Annotated in this window: 18 protein-coding genes; 14 read left to right on the forward strand and 4 right to left on the reverse strand. The window is 35.9% G+C overall.

Translation table 11 applies throughout. The features are described 5' to 3' along the window. Nucleotides 1-2: 2 nt before the first annotated feature. From MKY30_RS13680 to MKY30_RS13695, 4 genes are all read left to right on the forward strand, one after another. On the forward strand, nt 3-146 hold the full coding sequence (locus MKY30_RS13680; RefSeq protein WP_147209866.1) for a DUF2000 domain-containing protein: 144 nt from the start codon (nt 3-5) through the stop codon (nt 144-146). Between the two features lie 18 nt (nt 147-164). Next, complete coding sequence (locus MKY30_RS13685; RefSeq protein WP_147209948.1) at nt 165-779, forward strand: LysE family translocator; 615 nt, start codon at nt 165-167, stop codon at nt 777-779. Between the two features lie 216 nt (nt 780-995). Beyond that, a complete protein-coding gene (locus MKY30_RS13690; RefSeq protein ID WP_147209865.1) occupies nt 996-1,490 on the forward strand; it encodes an Lrp/AsnC family transcriptional regulator in 495 nt (164 codons plus the stop codon). Further along, complete coding sequence (locus tag MKY30_RS13695) at nt 1,487-2,668, forward strand: aminotransferase (RefSeq protein WP_156987374.1); 1,182 nt, start codon at nt 1,487-1,489, stop codon at nt 2,666-2,668. The genes MKY30_RS13690 and MKY30_RS13695 overlap by 4 nt, the downstream gene beginning before the upstream one ends. Before the next feature lie 95 nt (nt 2,669-2,763). Here MKY30_RS13695 and MKY30_RS13700 read toward each other — a convergent pair whose 3' ends face one another. The 3 genes from MKY30_RS13700 to MKY30_RS13710 form a co-directional block, all read right to left on the reverse strand. Beyond that, complete coding sequence (locus MKY30_RS13700; RefSeq protein ID WP_147209863.1) at nt 2,764-3,696, reverse strand: aldo/keto reductase; 933 nt, start codon at nt 3,694-3,696, stop codon at nt 2,764-2,766. A gap of 72 nt (nt 3,697-3,768) precedes the next feature. Beyond that, nucleotides 3,769-4,524: a hypothetical protein gene (locus MKY30_RS13705; RefSeq protein WP_341084293.1), complete on the reverse strand. Its 756-nt coding sequence runs from the start codon at nt 4,522-4,524 to the stop codon at nt 3,769-3,771. A gap of 183 nt (nt 4,525-4,707) precedes the next feature. Continuing rightward, nucleotides 4,708-5,343 (reverse strand): pentapeptide repeat-containing protein, encoded by a 636-nt coding sequence (locus MKY30_RS13710; RefSeq protein ID WP_147209861.1) that lies wholly within the window; start codon nt 5,341-5,343, stop codon nt 4,708-4,710. A 144-nt stretch (nt 5,344-5,487) separates the two neighbouring features. Between MKY30_RS13710 and MKY30_RS13715 the strand changes: the two genes are divergently transcribed. From MKY30_RS13715 to MKY30_RS13740, 6 genes are all read left to right on the forward strand, one after another. Next, nucleotides 5,488-5,943 (forward strand): 8-oxo-dGTP diphosphatase, encoded by a 456-nt coding sequence (locus MKY30_RS13715; protein WP_147209860.1) that lies wholly within the window; start codon nt 5,488-5,490, stop codon nt 5,941-5,943. Between the two features lie 92 nt (nt 5,944-6,035). Beyond that, nucleotides 6,036-6,467 (forward strand): DnaA N-terminal domain-containing protein, encoded by a 432-nt coding sequence (locus MKY30_RS13720; protein ID WP_156987370.1) that lies wholly within the window; start codon nt 6,036-6,038, stop codon nt 6,465-6,467. Between the two features lie 70 nt (nt 6,468-6,537). Further along, nucleotides 6,538-6,813, forward strand: coding sequence for an ASCH domain-containing protein (locus tag MKY30_RS13725; RefSeq protein WP_147209858.1), 276 nt, complete (start codon nt 6,538-6,540; stop codon nt 6,811-6,813). Between the two features lie 68 nt (nt 6,814-6,881). Further along, on the forward strand, nt 6,882-7,808 hold the full coding sequence (locus MKY30_RS13730) for a DUF2268 domain-containing protein (RefSeq protein ID WP_341084295.1): 927 nt from the start codon (nt 6,882-6,884) through the stop codon (nt 7,806-7,808). Next, nucleotides 7,783-8,562: a TipAS antibiotic-recognition domain-containing protein gene (locus MKY30_RS13735; protein WP_156987366.1), complete on the forward strand. Its 780-nt coding sequence runs from the start codon at nt 7,783-7,785 to the stop codon at nt 8,560-8,562. The genes MKY30_RS13730 and MKY30_RS13735 overlap by 26 nt, the downstream gene beginning before the upstream one ends. 81 nt (nt 8,563-8,643) lie before the next feature. Further along, nucleotides 8,644-9,642: an acrylyl-CoA reductase family protein gene (locus tag MKY30_RS13740; protein ID WP_341084300.1), complete on the forward strand. Its 999-nt coding sequence runs from the start codon at nt 8,644-8,646 to the stop codon at nt 9,640-9,642. Nucleotides 9,643-9,702: 60 nt separating this feature from the next. Here MKY30_RS13740 and MKY30_RS13745 read toward each other — a convergent pair whose 3' ends face one another. After that, a complete protein-coding gene (locus MKY30_RS13745; RefSeq protein ID WP_341084301.1) occupies nt 9,703-11,607 on the reverse strand; it encodes a BglG family transcription antiterminator in 1,905 nt (634 codons plus the stop codon). Between the two features lie 178 nt (nt 11,608-11,785). On the opposite strand from MKY30_RS13745, the gene MKY30_RS13750 reads away from it, so the two are divergent. Genes MKY30_RS13750 through MKY30_RS13765 form a run of 4 tightly spaced genes read left to right on the forward strand, consistent with a single transcriptional unit; the run spans nt 11,786 to nt 15,178 of the window. Beyond that, entirely contained in the window at nt 11,786-12,100 is a 315-nt protein-coding gene (locus MKY30_RS13750) for a PTS sugar transporter subunit IIB (RefSeq protein ID WP_156987364.1), read from the forward strand. A gap of 21 nt (nt 12,101-12,121) precedes the next feature. Next, complete coding sequence (locus MKY30_RS13755) at nt 12,122-13,363, forward strand: PTS sugar transporter subunit IIC (protein WP_077603892.1); 1,242 nt, start codon at nt 12,122-12,124, stop codon at nt 13,361-13,363. 22 nt (nt 13,364-13,385) lie between these two features. Continuing rightward, a complete protein-coding gene (locus tag MKY30_RS13760) occupies nt 13,386-13,736 on the forward strand; it encodes a PTS lactose/cellobiose transporter subunit IIA (RefSeq protein ID WP_341084303.1) in 351 nt (116 codons plus the stop codon). 23 nt (nt 13,737-13,759) lie between these two features. Next, nucleotides 13,760-15,178, forward strand: a complete 1,419-nt coding sequence (locus MKY30_RS13765) for a family 1 glycosylhydrolase (protein ID WP_156987362.1) — start codon at nt 13,760-13,762, stop codon at nt 15,176-15,178. The last annotated feature ends 276 nt before the right edge of the window (nt 15,179-15,454 follow it).

A 15,454-nucleotide genomic window follows, 5' to 3' on the forward strand; every position in this document is an offset into this window, starting at 1 on the left:
CTATGAAAATAAAATGTGTACGGCTAATTGATGATGATTTGCCTTTAGGATTAATTGTTAATACAGCAGTTATTCCTGTCCTGGAGTCTCGTTGGAAAAAGAAAAAGGTAAATCAATTAACAGGCAGTCTCATTCTATTAAAGTAGCTGAGAGGAGGAAGCATGATAGATAATTTACCTGCATATATCCTGATGGCACTGATGATGTCCATGCTGCCTGGAACAGATACGATATTGGTGATGAAAAATACATTTAGTTATGGTACAAGGGCCGGCTATTGCACAATTCTTGGGATAGCAGCCGGTCTGACTTTCTGGACGATGATTGCTGTATTGGGCTTGTCCATTGTTATTGCTCAGTCTGTTATTCTTTTTAATATGATTAAATATATGGGAGCTGCATACCTGCTTTATTTAGGAATCAGAGCCTTCTTTTCAAAGGATACTTTTTCTATGGATGCTATACCAAATGGGAATCGCACAAATAAAAATAATAAAGCTTCCTTTGTGCAGGGGGCAGTCAGTAATATTTTAAACCCGAAAACTGTTTTAGTATACGTTACTTTTATGCCGCAATTTATTGATTTAAGCGGGCGTATTAATCAGCAGCTTATTATTTTGGGATTTATCCTTACGCTGATAGCTGCAGGCTGGTTTTTCATACTTGTTTATTTTCTGGATGCAATGAAAAGATGGCTCAAGAAGCCTTTATTTCAAAAGATGCTTCAAAAATGTACAGGGATTCTGTTGATAGGGTTTGGTGTGAAAACAATCTTTTAAAAAGATTTTTCTACAAAATAAACTTTGATAGCCTTCCAGATTTCATTATATTTTCCATGGTATCTTCTAAAAATAGAAATATTTGATACATTTAAAACAAAAAATTTAAAATATTTGTGGACAGAAATTAATTTATCGCATCGAATATGTTATGATGAGATATAATCCAAATACGGGATTAGATACTGGGCAGAAATGGTAAAGGAGTCAAAGGTAATGACAGATAAAGAATTAGAAATATTGAGAATTATAGAAGAAGATGCACGAATTGATTTAAATACATTAGCGAAAATGACAAGTATAAATGAAGAAGAAATTAAAGCGATATTAAAAAAATTGGAAGAAAAGAAAGTTATCTTAAACTATTCGACTGTCGTGGACTGGAGCAAGGTACCGCAGGCTGAGCAGGTAACAGCGATGATTGATGTAAAGGTAACACCAAAACGCGGGGTCGGATTTGATGAGGTAGCAGAGCGAATCTACCGTTTTTCTGAGGTGCAGGCTTTGTATCTAATGTCAGGAGCTTATGATCTTCAAGTGGTAATAGAAGGAAAAACGATGCAGGAGATTGCCCGTTTTGTTTCTGAAAAACTTTCATCGATAGATTCTGTGATTTCAACAACAACACATTTTCAGTTGAAAAAATATAAGCATGATGGAATCGTTTTTGAAGAGGGCGAAGAAGATCGCAGAATAGTGGTGACACCATGAGTCAATTAAATGTAAAAACCAAAAGCCGCTTATCGTCACGTGTACAGGATATTCAGCCATCCGGTATCCGAAGATTTTTCGATTTGGCTTCCTCCATGGATAACATTATTTCTTTAGGTGTCGGGGAGCCGGATTTTATTACACCGTGGAATATCCGTGAGGCCAGTATTTCTTCTATGGAAAGAGGATTTACTGCTTATTCAGCAAATGCCGGTGTACTCGAATTGAGACAGGAAATTACAAAATATATGTATGATCGTTTTGATGTGGATTATGACGCAGAAACAGAAGTACTGGTAACAGTTGGAGCAAGTGAAGCAATTGATATTGGCTGCCGTGCTATTTTAGACCCGGGTGATGAAGTCATAATTGTAGAGCCTGGATTTGTATCCTATTCTCCACTGGTATCAATGGCAGGCGGAGTTCCAGTCTCTGTAGGAACAAGAATAGAGGATGACTTTAAGGTATCAGCAGAGCAGATTAGGGCTGCGATTACGGCAAATACAAAGGCATTAATGATCAGTTTTCCGAATAACCCGACTGGCGCTGTTATGCTGAGAGAGGATTTGCAGGAAATAGCGACATTGGCTGAAGAGCATGATTTAATCGTGTTTTCTGATGAGATTTACGCTGAATTGAGCTATGATAACCAGCACGTTAGTTTTGCAGCACTTGAAGGTATGAAGGAGAGGACAATATTAATATCAGGATTCTCCAAAGCATTTGCGATGACGGGATGGCGGTTAGGTTTTGTAATGGCTCCGCCTGATTTATTGGCTGCGATGCTAAAGCTGCATCAGTACAGTTTAATGTGTGCACCGACAATGGCACAGTACGGGGCACTGGAAGCATTGAAGAGCGGAATGGACGATGTGGAGAGAATGAAGCAGTCTTATAAGCAAAGACGCGGATTTTTTGTAGAGTCTTTTGCAGAGATGGGCTTAGCATGTCATATGCCTGGAGGTGCGTTTTATGCCTTTCCTTCTATTAAAGCCACTGGATTAACATCTGAGGAATTTGCGGAAAAATTATTATATGAAGAGCATGTCGCTGTCGTGCCAGGAGATATTTTTGGCGCAGGAGGAGAAGGGCATATTCGCTGTTCCTATGCGACTTCGATGGATAATCTGCAGGAAGCTACAAAGCGCATGAAACGTTTTGTCAGCAAACATCTGTAAACATAAGTAATTTGCAAAAAATAATCACTTTATCACTAAAAAATCCGCTTATTGCTTTTTTATTAAAACAATAAGCGGATTTTGTATTTCATTGATTATGCAAAGATATTGCTGATTTTTTGAATATCATCTTCAGATAAAGAAATTTCAGCTGCTCTTTGGTTGCTTCGTACCTGTTCCGGACGTTTTGCGCCAGGGATAATTACATCAACAGATGGTTGAGAGAAATACCAGGCCAGAACAATATGAGCGACCTCCTCACCATAATTATCAGCAATTTTTCTTATTTGCTCTATTTTTTCAAGGTTATCTAAAAACTGCTGTCCCTGGAAATTTGGATTTTTCTCTCTTAAGTCTGAGAAACTAGAATCTTTATCATATTTACCTGCTAATAATCCTGACTCCAGCGGGAAGTACGGGATAAAAGTAATTTGATTCTCCGCTGTATAAGGGAAATAGTTTTTCTCAGCATCACGTTTTAATAAATTATATTCTCCTTGAAACACATCTACATAGCCATCTTGATTTGCTTCCTTCAATTGATCGGGTGAGAAGTTAGAAACACCGATAGAGCGAATTTTTCCTTGATCTTTTAATTCTTTTAAAGCGCCGACTGCTTCTGCTTTTGGTGTATTCTCATCCGGAAAATGGATATAAAATAAGTCAATATAATCTGTACGTGTACGTTTCAAAGCGTCATCAACGGCTTGTTTTAAAAATGCCGGTGAGTTATCCATTACTGTATCGTTACCGACAAATTTATGCGCTGCTTTCGTTGCCAGTACAATATCTTCACGTTTATATTCTTGCATAACTTCTCCTACCAACTCTTCAGAGCGCTCCGGTCCATAAATAAATGCTGTATCCAGCATATTAATACCATTATCCAGTGCTGTACGGACAACGTCTTTTCCTTGTTCTTCATCCAGCATATTTGGATACAGATTATGACCGCCTACAGCATTCGTGCCTAAACCGATTGGATTTACCGAAATATCAGATTTACCTAATTTTACGTGCTTCACCATTTTAAAACCCCTTTTCCGATAAAATTACTACACTAAAAATATACCACAAAATAAGGTAAATAAACATTTTAATCAAGCTGTCCTATTCAGTTTCTCTCCTTGTCTAATAAGAAAGAAGAGAACCAATAATATAAATCCCACAGCTAATGTTACGAATGGAAATAGGATAGGGAAAATTATTGTAGGAATACTCTCCCGCGCATCGGTATAATATCCAATCGGATAAGGAGCCAAAGAGCCGGCAGAAAGCAGCTCTGTTTGTAAAGCGTCCCGATCAGTGAAGCTGAAAGAAGTCATATTTATATTGCCGTTTTCATCTAATATATGCGCGGTGTATTTTAATTTTTCATCTGGAACTCTGCCAGTTATATCTCCGTCTGACGTTTCTTTTTCAACTTCTTTTGTTTTCTTTAAAAGTATAATGAATTGCGTTTTATCATTACTTTTATCCTCCAGGGTTAAATAGGCAATTTCTCCATAGTACCGGTTTAATCCTGCTTCCTCCATTCTGACAGGATAATCTTTCAATTTATCCAGTCCCTCACCGTTGATTTTTAATGATAAATCTGCGATGCTCATTTTTCTGCTCCAAGGGTCTCTATGGCTATTCTCTATTTTTACAGTTTCCTCTGTTTCTATTATGTGATCATTAAAATGAAATGTAGATTCAGTAGGCGGCCCCCCTGTACTCACATTTGTAATCTCATACGCTGCATTCATTTTTTGATTATGTATAAGCTCCATGATCATTTTTGTGCTTAAGGGTAAAGAAGTTAAAAATAAGAGTGCTCCAATAGAAAATAATAAGAATTTTAACATTTTTTTCATGATGATTTCACCTCTGGATGGAAGTAGCTTTGGGTACGGAAATAATAATTCTGTTTGCATTATTATTCCGAATGCAAGTTCATAACTTCACAATGTGTTTCCCATTTTATCACAGTGCAATCATTTTCACAGTAAAAACAGGGAAAAAAAGCCTTTTCCCGATTTTCTCAGGAAAGACTTTTCTTATTCCTTAACAATCAATCCAATCAAAGAAGCAAACTGAATCGCCTGATAGGAAGACACCTTGCAGCCTTTTAAACTTTCCAGGGAAACAGTCAATGCTTCAAAGCTGGAGGAGCTTATATCTATTCCCTTCAGAGAGGTCTCTTCAAAGTTAGCATCATTTAGATCACAGCGGTTAAACTCTATTTTTTTGAATTTGCAATTATAAAAGTCAACATTCGTTAATACAGCTTCATTAAATATGACCTTTTCCAGCTTGGCGTTTCCGAAAGTGGCCAGATTTAAGGTGGAATCGTCAAATCTGACATTGCCGATGGAGGACTCCGGGAATTCACAGCCGACCAGCTTGCAATGAATAAACTCTACGCGGTGGATAGAGGATTTTGTCAGGTTTACATTTGAGAGGTCACAATTTTCGAAACGGACATCCGTCAGCTCTATATTGCCAAAATCCGTCTGATTGAATTGACAATTTTTTAAGACTGCATCGTAAATCCGTACACGTTCCACAACTTCATTGGTGAAATCAGCTCCAGTAATTTCACACATTTCCAGCATGGGATCCTCATCATAAAAAATATCGGTAAATCTTTTTTCTGTTAATATAGGTGAAATTTTAGGAATATCTATCTTCATTTTTATGCCTTCTTTCTGTAAATGCTATTATAATTTTGATACAGGATTTGTTTCAATCATAACATAATATAGCTTTATCGATCTTTGCACAATGGTATACTAGATAATAATGAAAATGATAGATAAAAAGGGAAGGGGATTCAAATGGGAAGATCTGAGGCAGCAATTTTTACGAATATGTGTATGATTGAAAATGAGAAGGGGCAAATTTTAGTTCAAGACAGACAAAATCCAAACTGGCCGGGTATTACTTTTCCAGGAGGACATATTGAAAAAAGAGAATCCTTTCATGACGCAGTTGTACGGGAAGTAAAGGAAGAGACGGGCTTACATATTAAAAATCCTGTCCTGTGCGGGACGAAGCAATTTCAGACTGATCAAGATGAAAGATACGTTGTTTTATTTTATAAAACAGCTTCCTTTTCCGGAGAGTTAACAAGCTCCGATGAAGGAAAGGTATTCTGGATTGAAAAGGATGAACTGCCAGATTATACGCTGGCTAATGATTTTCTAGAAATGTATAGAGTGTTTGTTGATGAAAAAATTTCGGAATTTTATTATGAACAGAATGGTGAAGAAGCAAATGTAGTATTATTATAATTATTTTGATGTTTTTATATGAAGAATAAGCATGCGGCAGTGAATGAAAACCAGCTGATAACTTTGAATAAAACATACAGGAGGAAAATTCAATGGGTATATGGCAAAAAGTATTAGAGAAAATAAGCTACCAAATATCTAAACCCAGTTTTGACACATGGTTTAAGAAAACTACAGCTGAATTTGTAGAGGATGCTTTAACTGTCTATTCGTCCAGTGAATTTACAATAGATTGGCTGAAGGAAAAATATAGTACATTGATTGCAGAGTCTGTAAAAGAAGTAACAGGAGAGGATTACAGTATTCATTTTGAAGTAACAGAAGAAAATGAAAAGCTTGCATCTATTTTCCCGAACGCTTATTTTGAATCATCACCAAATGATACAGACAGCATTAGCAGATTAGAGAGAAAGATAGACCGGCTGGAGCAGAAAATTCAGCAGCTAATCGATGTGAAACGCCTGGATGAAAGAGCGGAGCAGCTGGAAGAAAGGATAAGTAAGCTGGAGGAACAAGTGAAATGATTTTTAATTGTAGATATTTGAATTATTTAAATTCGTTGTTACGGTAATTTAAAAAGAGGTGAATCATTAGATGAGCAGCTTTTACCGGCCAGATTTATTTTTAGATGAAATCAGCGTGGTCACCAAAGGTCTAATTATTAAAGAAATCTGGGCCAAGGCAATATTAAGAGGCAAAAAAGAATTAGAAATCAGGGGCAGTAATACGAAAATAAGAGGTACGATTGGAATAATTGCCAGTGGTACTAAAAAAGTTATAGGCATAGCTAACCTTACTTCTGTTATCGGTCCTTTATCCATTGAAGAATATAAAGGAGAATCTCAGATACCACTGGGGTTCTTTTTTTAATTTTTACTTGACCTTCACGTTACGTAATGCTTTAAGTTATAAACAAAATATGAAAAGGTGTGAGATAAATGAATATCAATATATTACGATCAGATAAAATTTATAGGGAGATTATCGCTTGCCCGCCAAAAGAAAAAACAGAATTGTACCGTCAAAAGATGCTAGCTCCTTACATGAAAAAGTGGGAAATACAGCAGATTCCATTCCGGGCGAAGGAGGAAAATGGGTTTGATGTGATGACGATAAATAATATGGCCCACCTGGCACCAGAGATGATAACACCGCAAATAGAACCAGAGCTTAAACTGATTTCCTCTGATAAATTATGGGGTGAGTTAAAGCAGGCAATGGAATATAGCTTAAACCAATTTACTAAGCATGGTATTAATTTGCCTGTGTCTAATTATTTATTTACGGTTTTGTTAGGGAATCCTGACAGCGAAATCCTGCGGCTGAGTGAAGGATACAGTGGAGAAGGCGGAATTCCTGGTTATATTTTTCTTAGTTTGCTTCCAAATGAGTACACATTAAAACGATTAAAACCCGCATTAGCACATGAATGTAATCATAATGTCCGTTACCAATTTATTAAATGGAATGATAAAATTAACCTTGGGGAATTAATTGTCAGTGAAGGGCTAGCAGAAAATTTTGCCACTTATCTATATGGAGAAGATTTAATTGGGCCATGGGTCAGTAAAACAGATGCCAACACACTGAATCATGTTATTAAACCTATTTTAAGAGAACATTTAGGAATAACAGGATTACAGCAAATTATGCCTTATCTTTACGGGGATGAAATTACTAAATTACAAGGTTTACCAACAGTAGGAGTACCGCACAGCGCGGGCTATGTATGCGGATATTATTTAGTGAAGTATTATCTGCAAAAAACGGGGAAATCCATTGTAGAAGCAACAACACTTCCGGCTGATGAGATATTAAGCGAGGTGAAAGAATATTGGGATGAAGAAACCGTACTATACCGTTAAAGATATGATTACTATAACTGGTGTTACGAAAAGAACACTTCATTATTATGATGAAATCAATTTATTAAATCCGGATAGTTATTCAGATAAAGGCTACCGGCTGTATAATCATGAGAATCTAAAAAAATTACGGACGATTTTGCTGTTAAAGGAATTAGATCTGCCATTGAAAGAAATAGCGGTGATTATACAGTTGCCAAAACAAGAGCAAAGGAAGATTTTAGCCGGGCATTATGAAGCGATGCAAATAAAAAAGCAAAACCTTGAACGGACATTAATCAATTTAAATGATTTTATGTCAGGAAAAGATATTTCTTTTTTAGATGTTTTTCATAAAGGTAATGTATTACCATTAAAAGAGCAGTATCAATTAGAAGCAAAATATGTGTATGGGGACACTGCAAAGTATCAAGAATACGAAAAAAATATCAAACAAATTCCCGAAGAAGAAAGAGCTGCTGTTTTTGAAGCTTTTGATCAGAATATGCAGGATGTATTCTTAAAATTTGCCAAGTTTTCAAAGGAATCACCTGCTTCTAAAAAAGTACAGCAAATCGTTCTTGAATGGAAAAGTTATCTCGAACAGTTTATGATAGGTGATACAGAAATCCTTCAATGTATTGCTTATACGTATAAGGAAGATAAAAGCTTTAAAGCATATATCAATCAATTCGGAAACGAAACACTGAATGAATTTATTCACCAAGCTATTTTACACTATTGTGAAGAGGAAGAGCTTTCCCAATATAAATAGCAAATCAATATAGGGTTGAAGCACCTAAATTCAGGGAATAATCAATTAGAATATATAGTATAGTTAGATGGAGGTTATATCATGACAAACACATTTAAAGCACTCGTTGTAGAAAAAGAAAATGAAAACTTAAATTTGAATGTAAAAGAAATCGAACCTTCCGATTTACCTGAGGGGGAGGTTCTGGTCAAAGTAAAATATAGCGGAATTAACTATAAAGATGGGCTTGCTGCTCATCCTAATGGCAATATTGTAAAGGACTATCCTTTTATTCCAGGCATTGATTTGGCAGGAGAAGTGGCTGATTCCAAAGATGACCGCTATAAGGCAGGAGATCCTGTTATTGTTACCAGCTATGAATTAGGTGTTTCCCATTTTGGAGGCTACAGTGAGTATGCACGTGTTCCGGCTAAATGGATCGTACCTCTCCCGGAAGGCTTAAGCTTAAAAGAAAGCATGATCTTAGGAACAGCCGGTTTTACAGCTGCTTTATCTGTGCAAAGATTAGAGGAGAATGGATTGAAACCGGAAAATGGTACTGTTCTTGTCACTGGAGCTACAGGCGGTGTAGGAAGCGTTGCTATTTCTCTCTTGAAAAAGAAAGGGTATCACGTAGCGGCCAGCACTGGAAAAGACTCTGAAAAGGATTATTTGCAGCAGTTGGGTGCAGCAGAGGTTATTGACAGAAAAGAGGTTTATAACGGAAAGCTGAAAAAGCTCGACAAACAAAAATGGGCTGCTGCAATTGATGCGGTTGGCGGAGAGCCGTTAGCTTCCTTATTAGCACAAATGAAATACCGGGGCAGTGTCGCTGTCAGTGGAATGGCAGCAGGAGTAGAGCTTCCTTCATCTGTTTTCCCGTTTATTTTACGCGGAGTTTCTCTGCTTGGAATTGATTCCGTATATTGCCCGATGGAAGAACGGGAGCAGATATGGCAGCGTTTAGCTGGAGATTTAAAATTAGATAATCTTGAGAACTTAGTTTATAAGGAAGCAGCGCTGGAAGAATTACCGGAGTTATTGCCAGCAGTATTTGAAAGCAATCATTTAGGAAGAGTGCTTGTGAATTTAGAAGGTTAATTATATATCATGTATTTTGAAGGAGAACGGAGAAAATAGCGTTCTCCTTCATTTTTTTAATTAGTCTGTCTGCTTGTCAATAAAATCGATCAACTGATCAATAAAACCTTCATAAGACCTTGAATTGGCCAATTTGTTCACGTTTTCGGGGTTAGACAGAATTTTAATATATTCATCGTAAATATCACGGTAAAGGTTTCGTTCATTATAGTTCATAGCAATTAAAGAGACAATTTTTATATTTGAAGCGTCTCCCCAAGAGATAGGCTGTTTCGTTATCAATACAGCAATGGCTGTTTGCAATGCGTCCATATTTATAGAATGGGGGACGGCAACAATATTATTAAAAGCGGTAGACGATAGATTTTCTCTTTTTATAACATCCTGAGCAAAATGTCGTTCAACCAGCTGCAAGGAAGCCATTTTTTCCGTAATAAAACGAATGACTTCAAATTCATCTTTAAAAGCTTTATCACTCAGGATAAAAAGTCTTTTATCAAATAATGAGATAAGGTTTCGCTTGATTTGCTGCTGTTTTTTATCATGCTTTATCTTGTTTACCTGTGTTTGTATTTTTAAAATATCATCCGCATCCATAAAGGTATTAATAAGCACCTCTTTTATATGAAGGTCAAATGGAAGATTTACAGTAGAAATAATTAAATCTCCATGCATCTCAGTTATCTCCTTATCAATCCTGGTTATTATTTTTGAAATAACCAGTTGATTCGCAAAATAATGCTCCAGCTTCTCTTTTATTACCAAGTGTAAATTGTTATAGGCAGGACAAATAAGAATGACATTTATAGACTCGTCATTTTTTTGTTTTAATTCCAAACAACTCCCCACATGCAAAGCAATATAGGTTATTTCATCTTCAGGCAATTGAATGTTCAATTCTTCAGAGAGAAGATTAGCAATATAGACAGATAAATCATAAATCAATGGTGAAGAGCTTTTAATAGACTGTGTAAGCGGATTTTCAAAAGAAAAATTATTCGAAGCTCTAATCACCATATTTTGAACATGCAAAGCAAATTTGGTTTTGAACTCTTCATCATCCAAGCTGATTAAATAGCTCTCGTTAACCTTTTGGATAATTCGATTGACTAAATCCAGATATCGGGATTGAGCATCATTTCCAGTCTCTTCAAGAGTATTCGTTGTTTTACTGCTTATCAGTGCCTGCAGATAATATAATTCATTTTCATCCATTTGGACTTGAAAATAAGATTCAATTAAGTGTTGTATTTCATGAACAATCTTTATTGAAATGAATTTTTCTTTAAAAGGATAGACATGATAATGCACATATTGATTATCCTGCATTCGTTCAATGGAAACAACAATATGATAGATAATATTGCCAAGGGTATATTCATTAATATCATAATCGTGACTTTGAATAATTTGCAGCAGCTTTTTTTTGAAGTCACCCAACTCATAACCAAATGACTTCTCTAAGTCAATAATGTTGTAAAAGGTTGTATTATATTCTTTAGTATAAATCACACGCATTATTTTGCGCTTATCTATTTCTTTACCTCTTAAAAACAAATAATCTTTTGCTCTTTCAATAGCCAAATCGTAGCTTTTAATAAATTTCCGGCATTCTATTAAATCCTTTTCAATGGTTGGAACGCTTACAAATAACTCATCACTTAAATCAAATATATCCACACCGTTCCTGGCTAAAACGAGTCTTTGTAAAATGAAGTACATTCTATTTTCAAAGGGTTTATTCTCTGGTTGTATAGTTTCATTATTTTCTATTTTTTTCAGACGATAACCTGCACTTGAAGATTCTATGATAAATAAGTGACTATACTGTTCATTAATATACTGGATATAGTTCCTCAAGGTCCGGGGCGAAATATTTAAATAAGTTAGTATTTGTTTTGATTTCATCCAGTTGCCGTGTTCCTCTAATAAATGAATGAGTGCTTCAATGTTTTTTTCCTTCATTAGAATTCCCCTCCCTTCGTTCTGTTCAAACAATCTTTTTAGAATTAACTTCATTATAATCCGACGTTACATGATAAGAAAATAAATCTATTGCCAGCCGGTAGGCAAAAGGAATATTCGTTAGTATTCCTTATCCTTGGCATAATATAAGTACATCAAAAACAAGGGGGAAAACAAAATGAAAAAAACAGTTTTATTAATTTGCAGTGGTGGAGCTTCCAGTGGTTTCCTGGCTCAAAATATTCGTAAGTCTGCTAAGAAAAAAGGGTTAGAGGTAGAGGTGATAGCAAGAGGTGAATCAGAACTGGTTGATTATATGGATCGAATCAACATGGTATTAATTGCACCACATTTAAGCTATATAAAGGACGATATAGCAGATCAGCTTTCAAATACAAATATTCCTTATCAAGTTATTGATCAAATGACTTATGGAACATTGAATGGAGATAAGGGTCTTGACATTATCGTTAAAGAACTTGGGTTAGAATAATTCTGGATAAGGGGGATTACCATGAACAAATTGATTGAGTATATGAACCGGTCATTTGCACCTAAGATGAATAAGATCACAAGAAATGCCTGGGTATCTGCCATACAAGAATCCATTATGGGTGTATTACCGCTGATTCTCGTTGGATCATTAATCACACTGATTATGATTTTAAATGATTTCATACCTAATATGCCTAATCTGCAGCCTATCAGTGATTTTTCATTCGGTTTAATGAGTCTATTCATTTCTTTTCTGACACCATATTTTATTATGGAAAAATTGAAGAAAAGTGATCGGAAATTAGTTGCAGGTTTAACGGGTGCGGCAATGTTTTTATTTTTGCTCTCTCCTACATTTAATGATGAGGGACAAATTATCTTTTCTTTTGAAAGATTTGGGGCAAATGGAATGTTTGTCGCAATTATTGTCGGGTTGCTTGTTGGTGTTGTGTTTTATCTATTCAGTAAAATGTCCTTTTTTAAAGAATCAAGCTCATTGCCAGATTTTATTATTGTCTGGTTCGATACGATTGTACCAATTACGTTATTACTGTTGGCTGCATGGCTTTTTACAATTGTCGGAAGTTTTGACCTTTATGCTGCCATCCTCAGTCTGTTCGAGCCGCTCAACTATATCGGTCAAAGCTTTGCAGGCTTTGTTATTATCACATTTATCAGTGTGTTTCTATATTCTTTCGGCATTAGTCCATGGGCTTTATACCCTATTATTTTTCCAATATGGATGGCCGGAATTGAACAAAACGCAAATCTATTAAGTCAGGGAGCAGATCCTTCCTTTATTCATACATTCGAAACAATGATGGCATGGATATGGATTGGTGGAATGGGAACAACATTGCCATTAGTCATTATTATGCTGCTAATTGCCAAATCGAATCATTTGAAAGCAATCAGCAGGGTAACAATAGTTCCTTCTATCTTTAATATTAATGAACCGGTTGTATTTGGTGCTCCTGTAGCTTTTAATCCGATTCTTATGATTCCAATGTGGCTGAATGGTATTATCATTCCGGCAATCACATATATCGTTCTTTCAATGGGGGTAATTACCCTTCCTGCTGAGGTAATGCAATTATGGTACGTGCCGATTGGAATTTCCACCTATCTTGTTAATACAGATATTAGCGGACTGTTACTTCTGCTGGTTAATCTCGTTGTATCATTAATAATCTGGTATCCTTTTGTCAAAGTATATGACAATCAAAAAGTAAATGAAGAAAAACAGCCAGAGGAAGTTTAATTTAATTTAAGGAGGGCTTGATTTGAGCCAACATAATGCAGAAAGTTTACAAGAAGTATCCATGAAAATTATATTAGGAGCCGGCGATGCAAGGGTTGATATTCAAGCTGCTTTGAAGGATGTAGAAACGTTTAAATTCGAAGAGGCAGAAGCGAAATTAGCAAAAGCAAAAAAGCATATATCAGCAGCACATTCAGCTCAAACAGAAACGATTCAAGAAGAGGCTAGAGGAGAAGCTGTTCCTTATTCTACTTTATTTACACATGCTCAGGACCATCTGATGACAGTAATGAGTGAATGGAATATAGCCAGAAATCTATTAAAGATTTCTAAGGTCTTTGATCAAAGAATCAAGAAATTAGAAAGTGAATAATACGCTGATTGGAAGTGATACCGATGTCTGTTCAGGCACCTCATTTATTTCCGAGTGATTTTCTATGGGGGGCAGCAACTGCTGCTTACCAAATTGAGGGGGCTCATTTAAAGCATGGAAAAACATTATCGGTTGTTGAAAAAAATATGAATAAAAATTACGCTGATCCAAGTATTGCTTCAGGTCATTATCAATATTGGGAGAAAGATATTGCACTGATGAGGGAGCTTGGATTGAAAGCATACCGATTTTCTATTTCCTGGCCGCGAATATTGCCGGATGGTCGAGGGAAAATAAATCAAGAAGGCGTAGATTTTTACCGTAAATTGATTAATAAACTAAAAGAATATGAAATAGAACCGATCGTTACCATTTATCATTTTGATCTGCCTCAGTGTTTACAAGAAGAATACGGGGGCTGGTCATCCAGAAAAGTCATCGATGATTTTGAAGCATATTGTCAGGTGCTTTTCACATATTTTGATGATGTAAACTATTGGCTTACCATTAATGAGCAAAGCAATATGTTTCAGCTGCCATATCTGATGGAATTTAATCCTGATATTCCATTGGAGAAGCAGAAATATGAAATGAATCATATTATGACATTGGCTCATGCTAAAGCAATTCATTTATGTCGTACGCTGCTGCCAAATGCAAAAATTGGACCAGCTTTAGGAATTATCCCTAATTATCCTGCCAGCCCCAAGCCGGAAGATATTTTGGCAGCAAGATATGCGGATGAAATGCGGACTTATCTGTTTATGGATTTATATATGAAAGGAGAATATAGACCTTTTGTATGGAATTACCTTGTGGAAAATGGAATAGAGCCAACCGTTGAGCCGGAAGATATGGCACGTATACAATCTGCGAAACCCGACTTTATAGGAATTAATTATTATCAGTCTCGTGTTGTAAAATATATTCCAGAAGATACGGACAAAAAAGAATTAAAATTGAATTATGATGGAAAAGATGATGATACACAATATGATAATATTCCAGGGCTATTTGAAGGAATGACTAATCCATTCACACCTAAAACAAGATGGGATTGGGAAATTGATCCAATAGGGTTTCGATATATATTAAATGAGCTTTATGACCGTTATCAGATTCCATTGATGATTACAGAGAATGGTCTTGGAACATTGGATGAACTAACAGCAGATAAACAAATCCATGATCAGGAAAGAATTGATTTTCTGCGTGACCATATCCGGCAGCTTCAACTGGCAATCAAGGATGGTGTAGAAGTTTGGGGATATATGCCATGGTCCTTTATAGATTTGTTAAGCACCTCCAGCGGTTTTAGAAAAAGATATGGGTTCGTATATATAGACCGTGACGATAAGGATATTAAAACCTTGGAGCGGATTAAAAAGGATAGCTTTTTCTGGTATCAAAAAGTGATTGCTTCCAATGGCTGTCAGCTTTAAATAAAAAGAATGCCGAGATTGTATAATACTACATATCTGGGCATTCTTTTTATTTGATAAAATGTATGATTTGCTAAAGTCCGGGAAGAAATAAAGCCTGAAGCTTTTTTATACAATAATCGGCTGTTTGTTCTAAAATATTATCAGATAACGGAGCAATTTTATCTAACTATTGAATTTAGCTCTTAATTCGGGTAAAGTAGCCTTTGTAAGAAGAGTATGTTCTAAACTTTCCAGATAACGGCAAGCGGTTTTTGTTGCGTAATAAGAACCTTG

Source organism: Oceanobacillus sp. FSL W8-0428 (genome assembly GCF_038004405.1).
GTDB classification, from domain to species: Bacteria; Bacillota; Bacilli; order Bacillales; family Amphibacillaceae; genus Oceanobacillus; species Oceanobacillus sojae.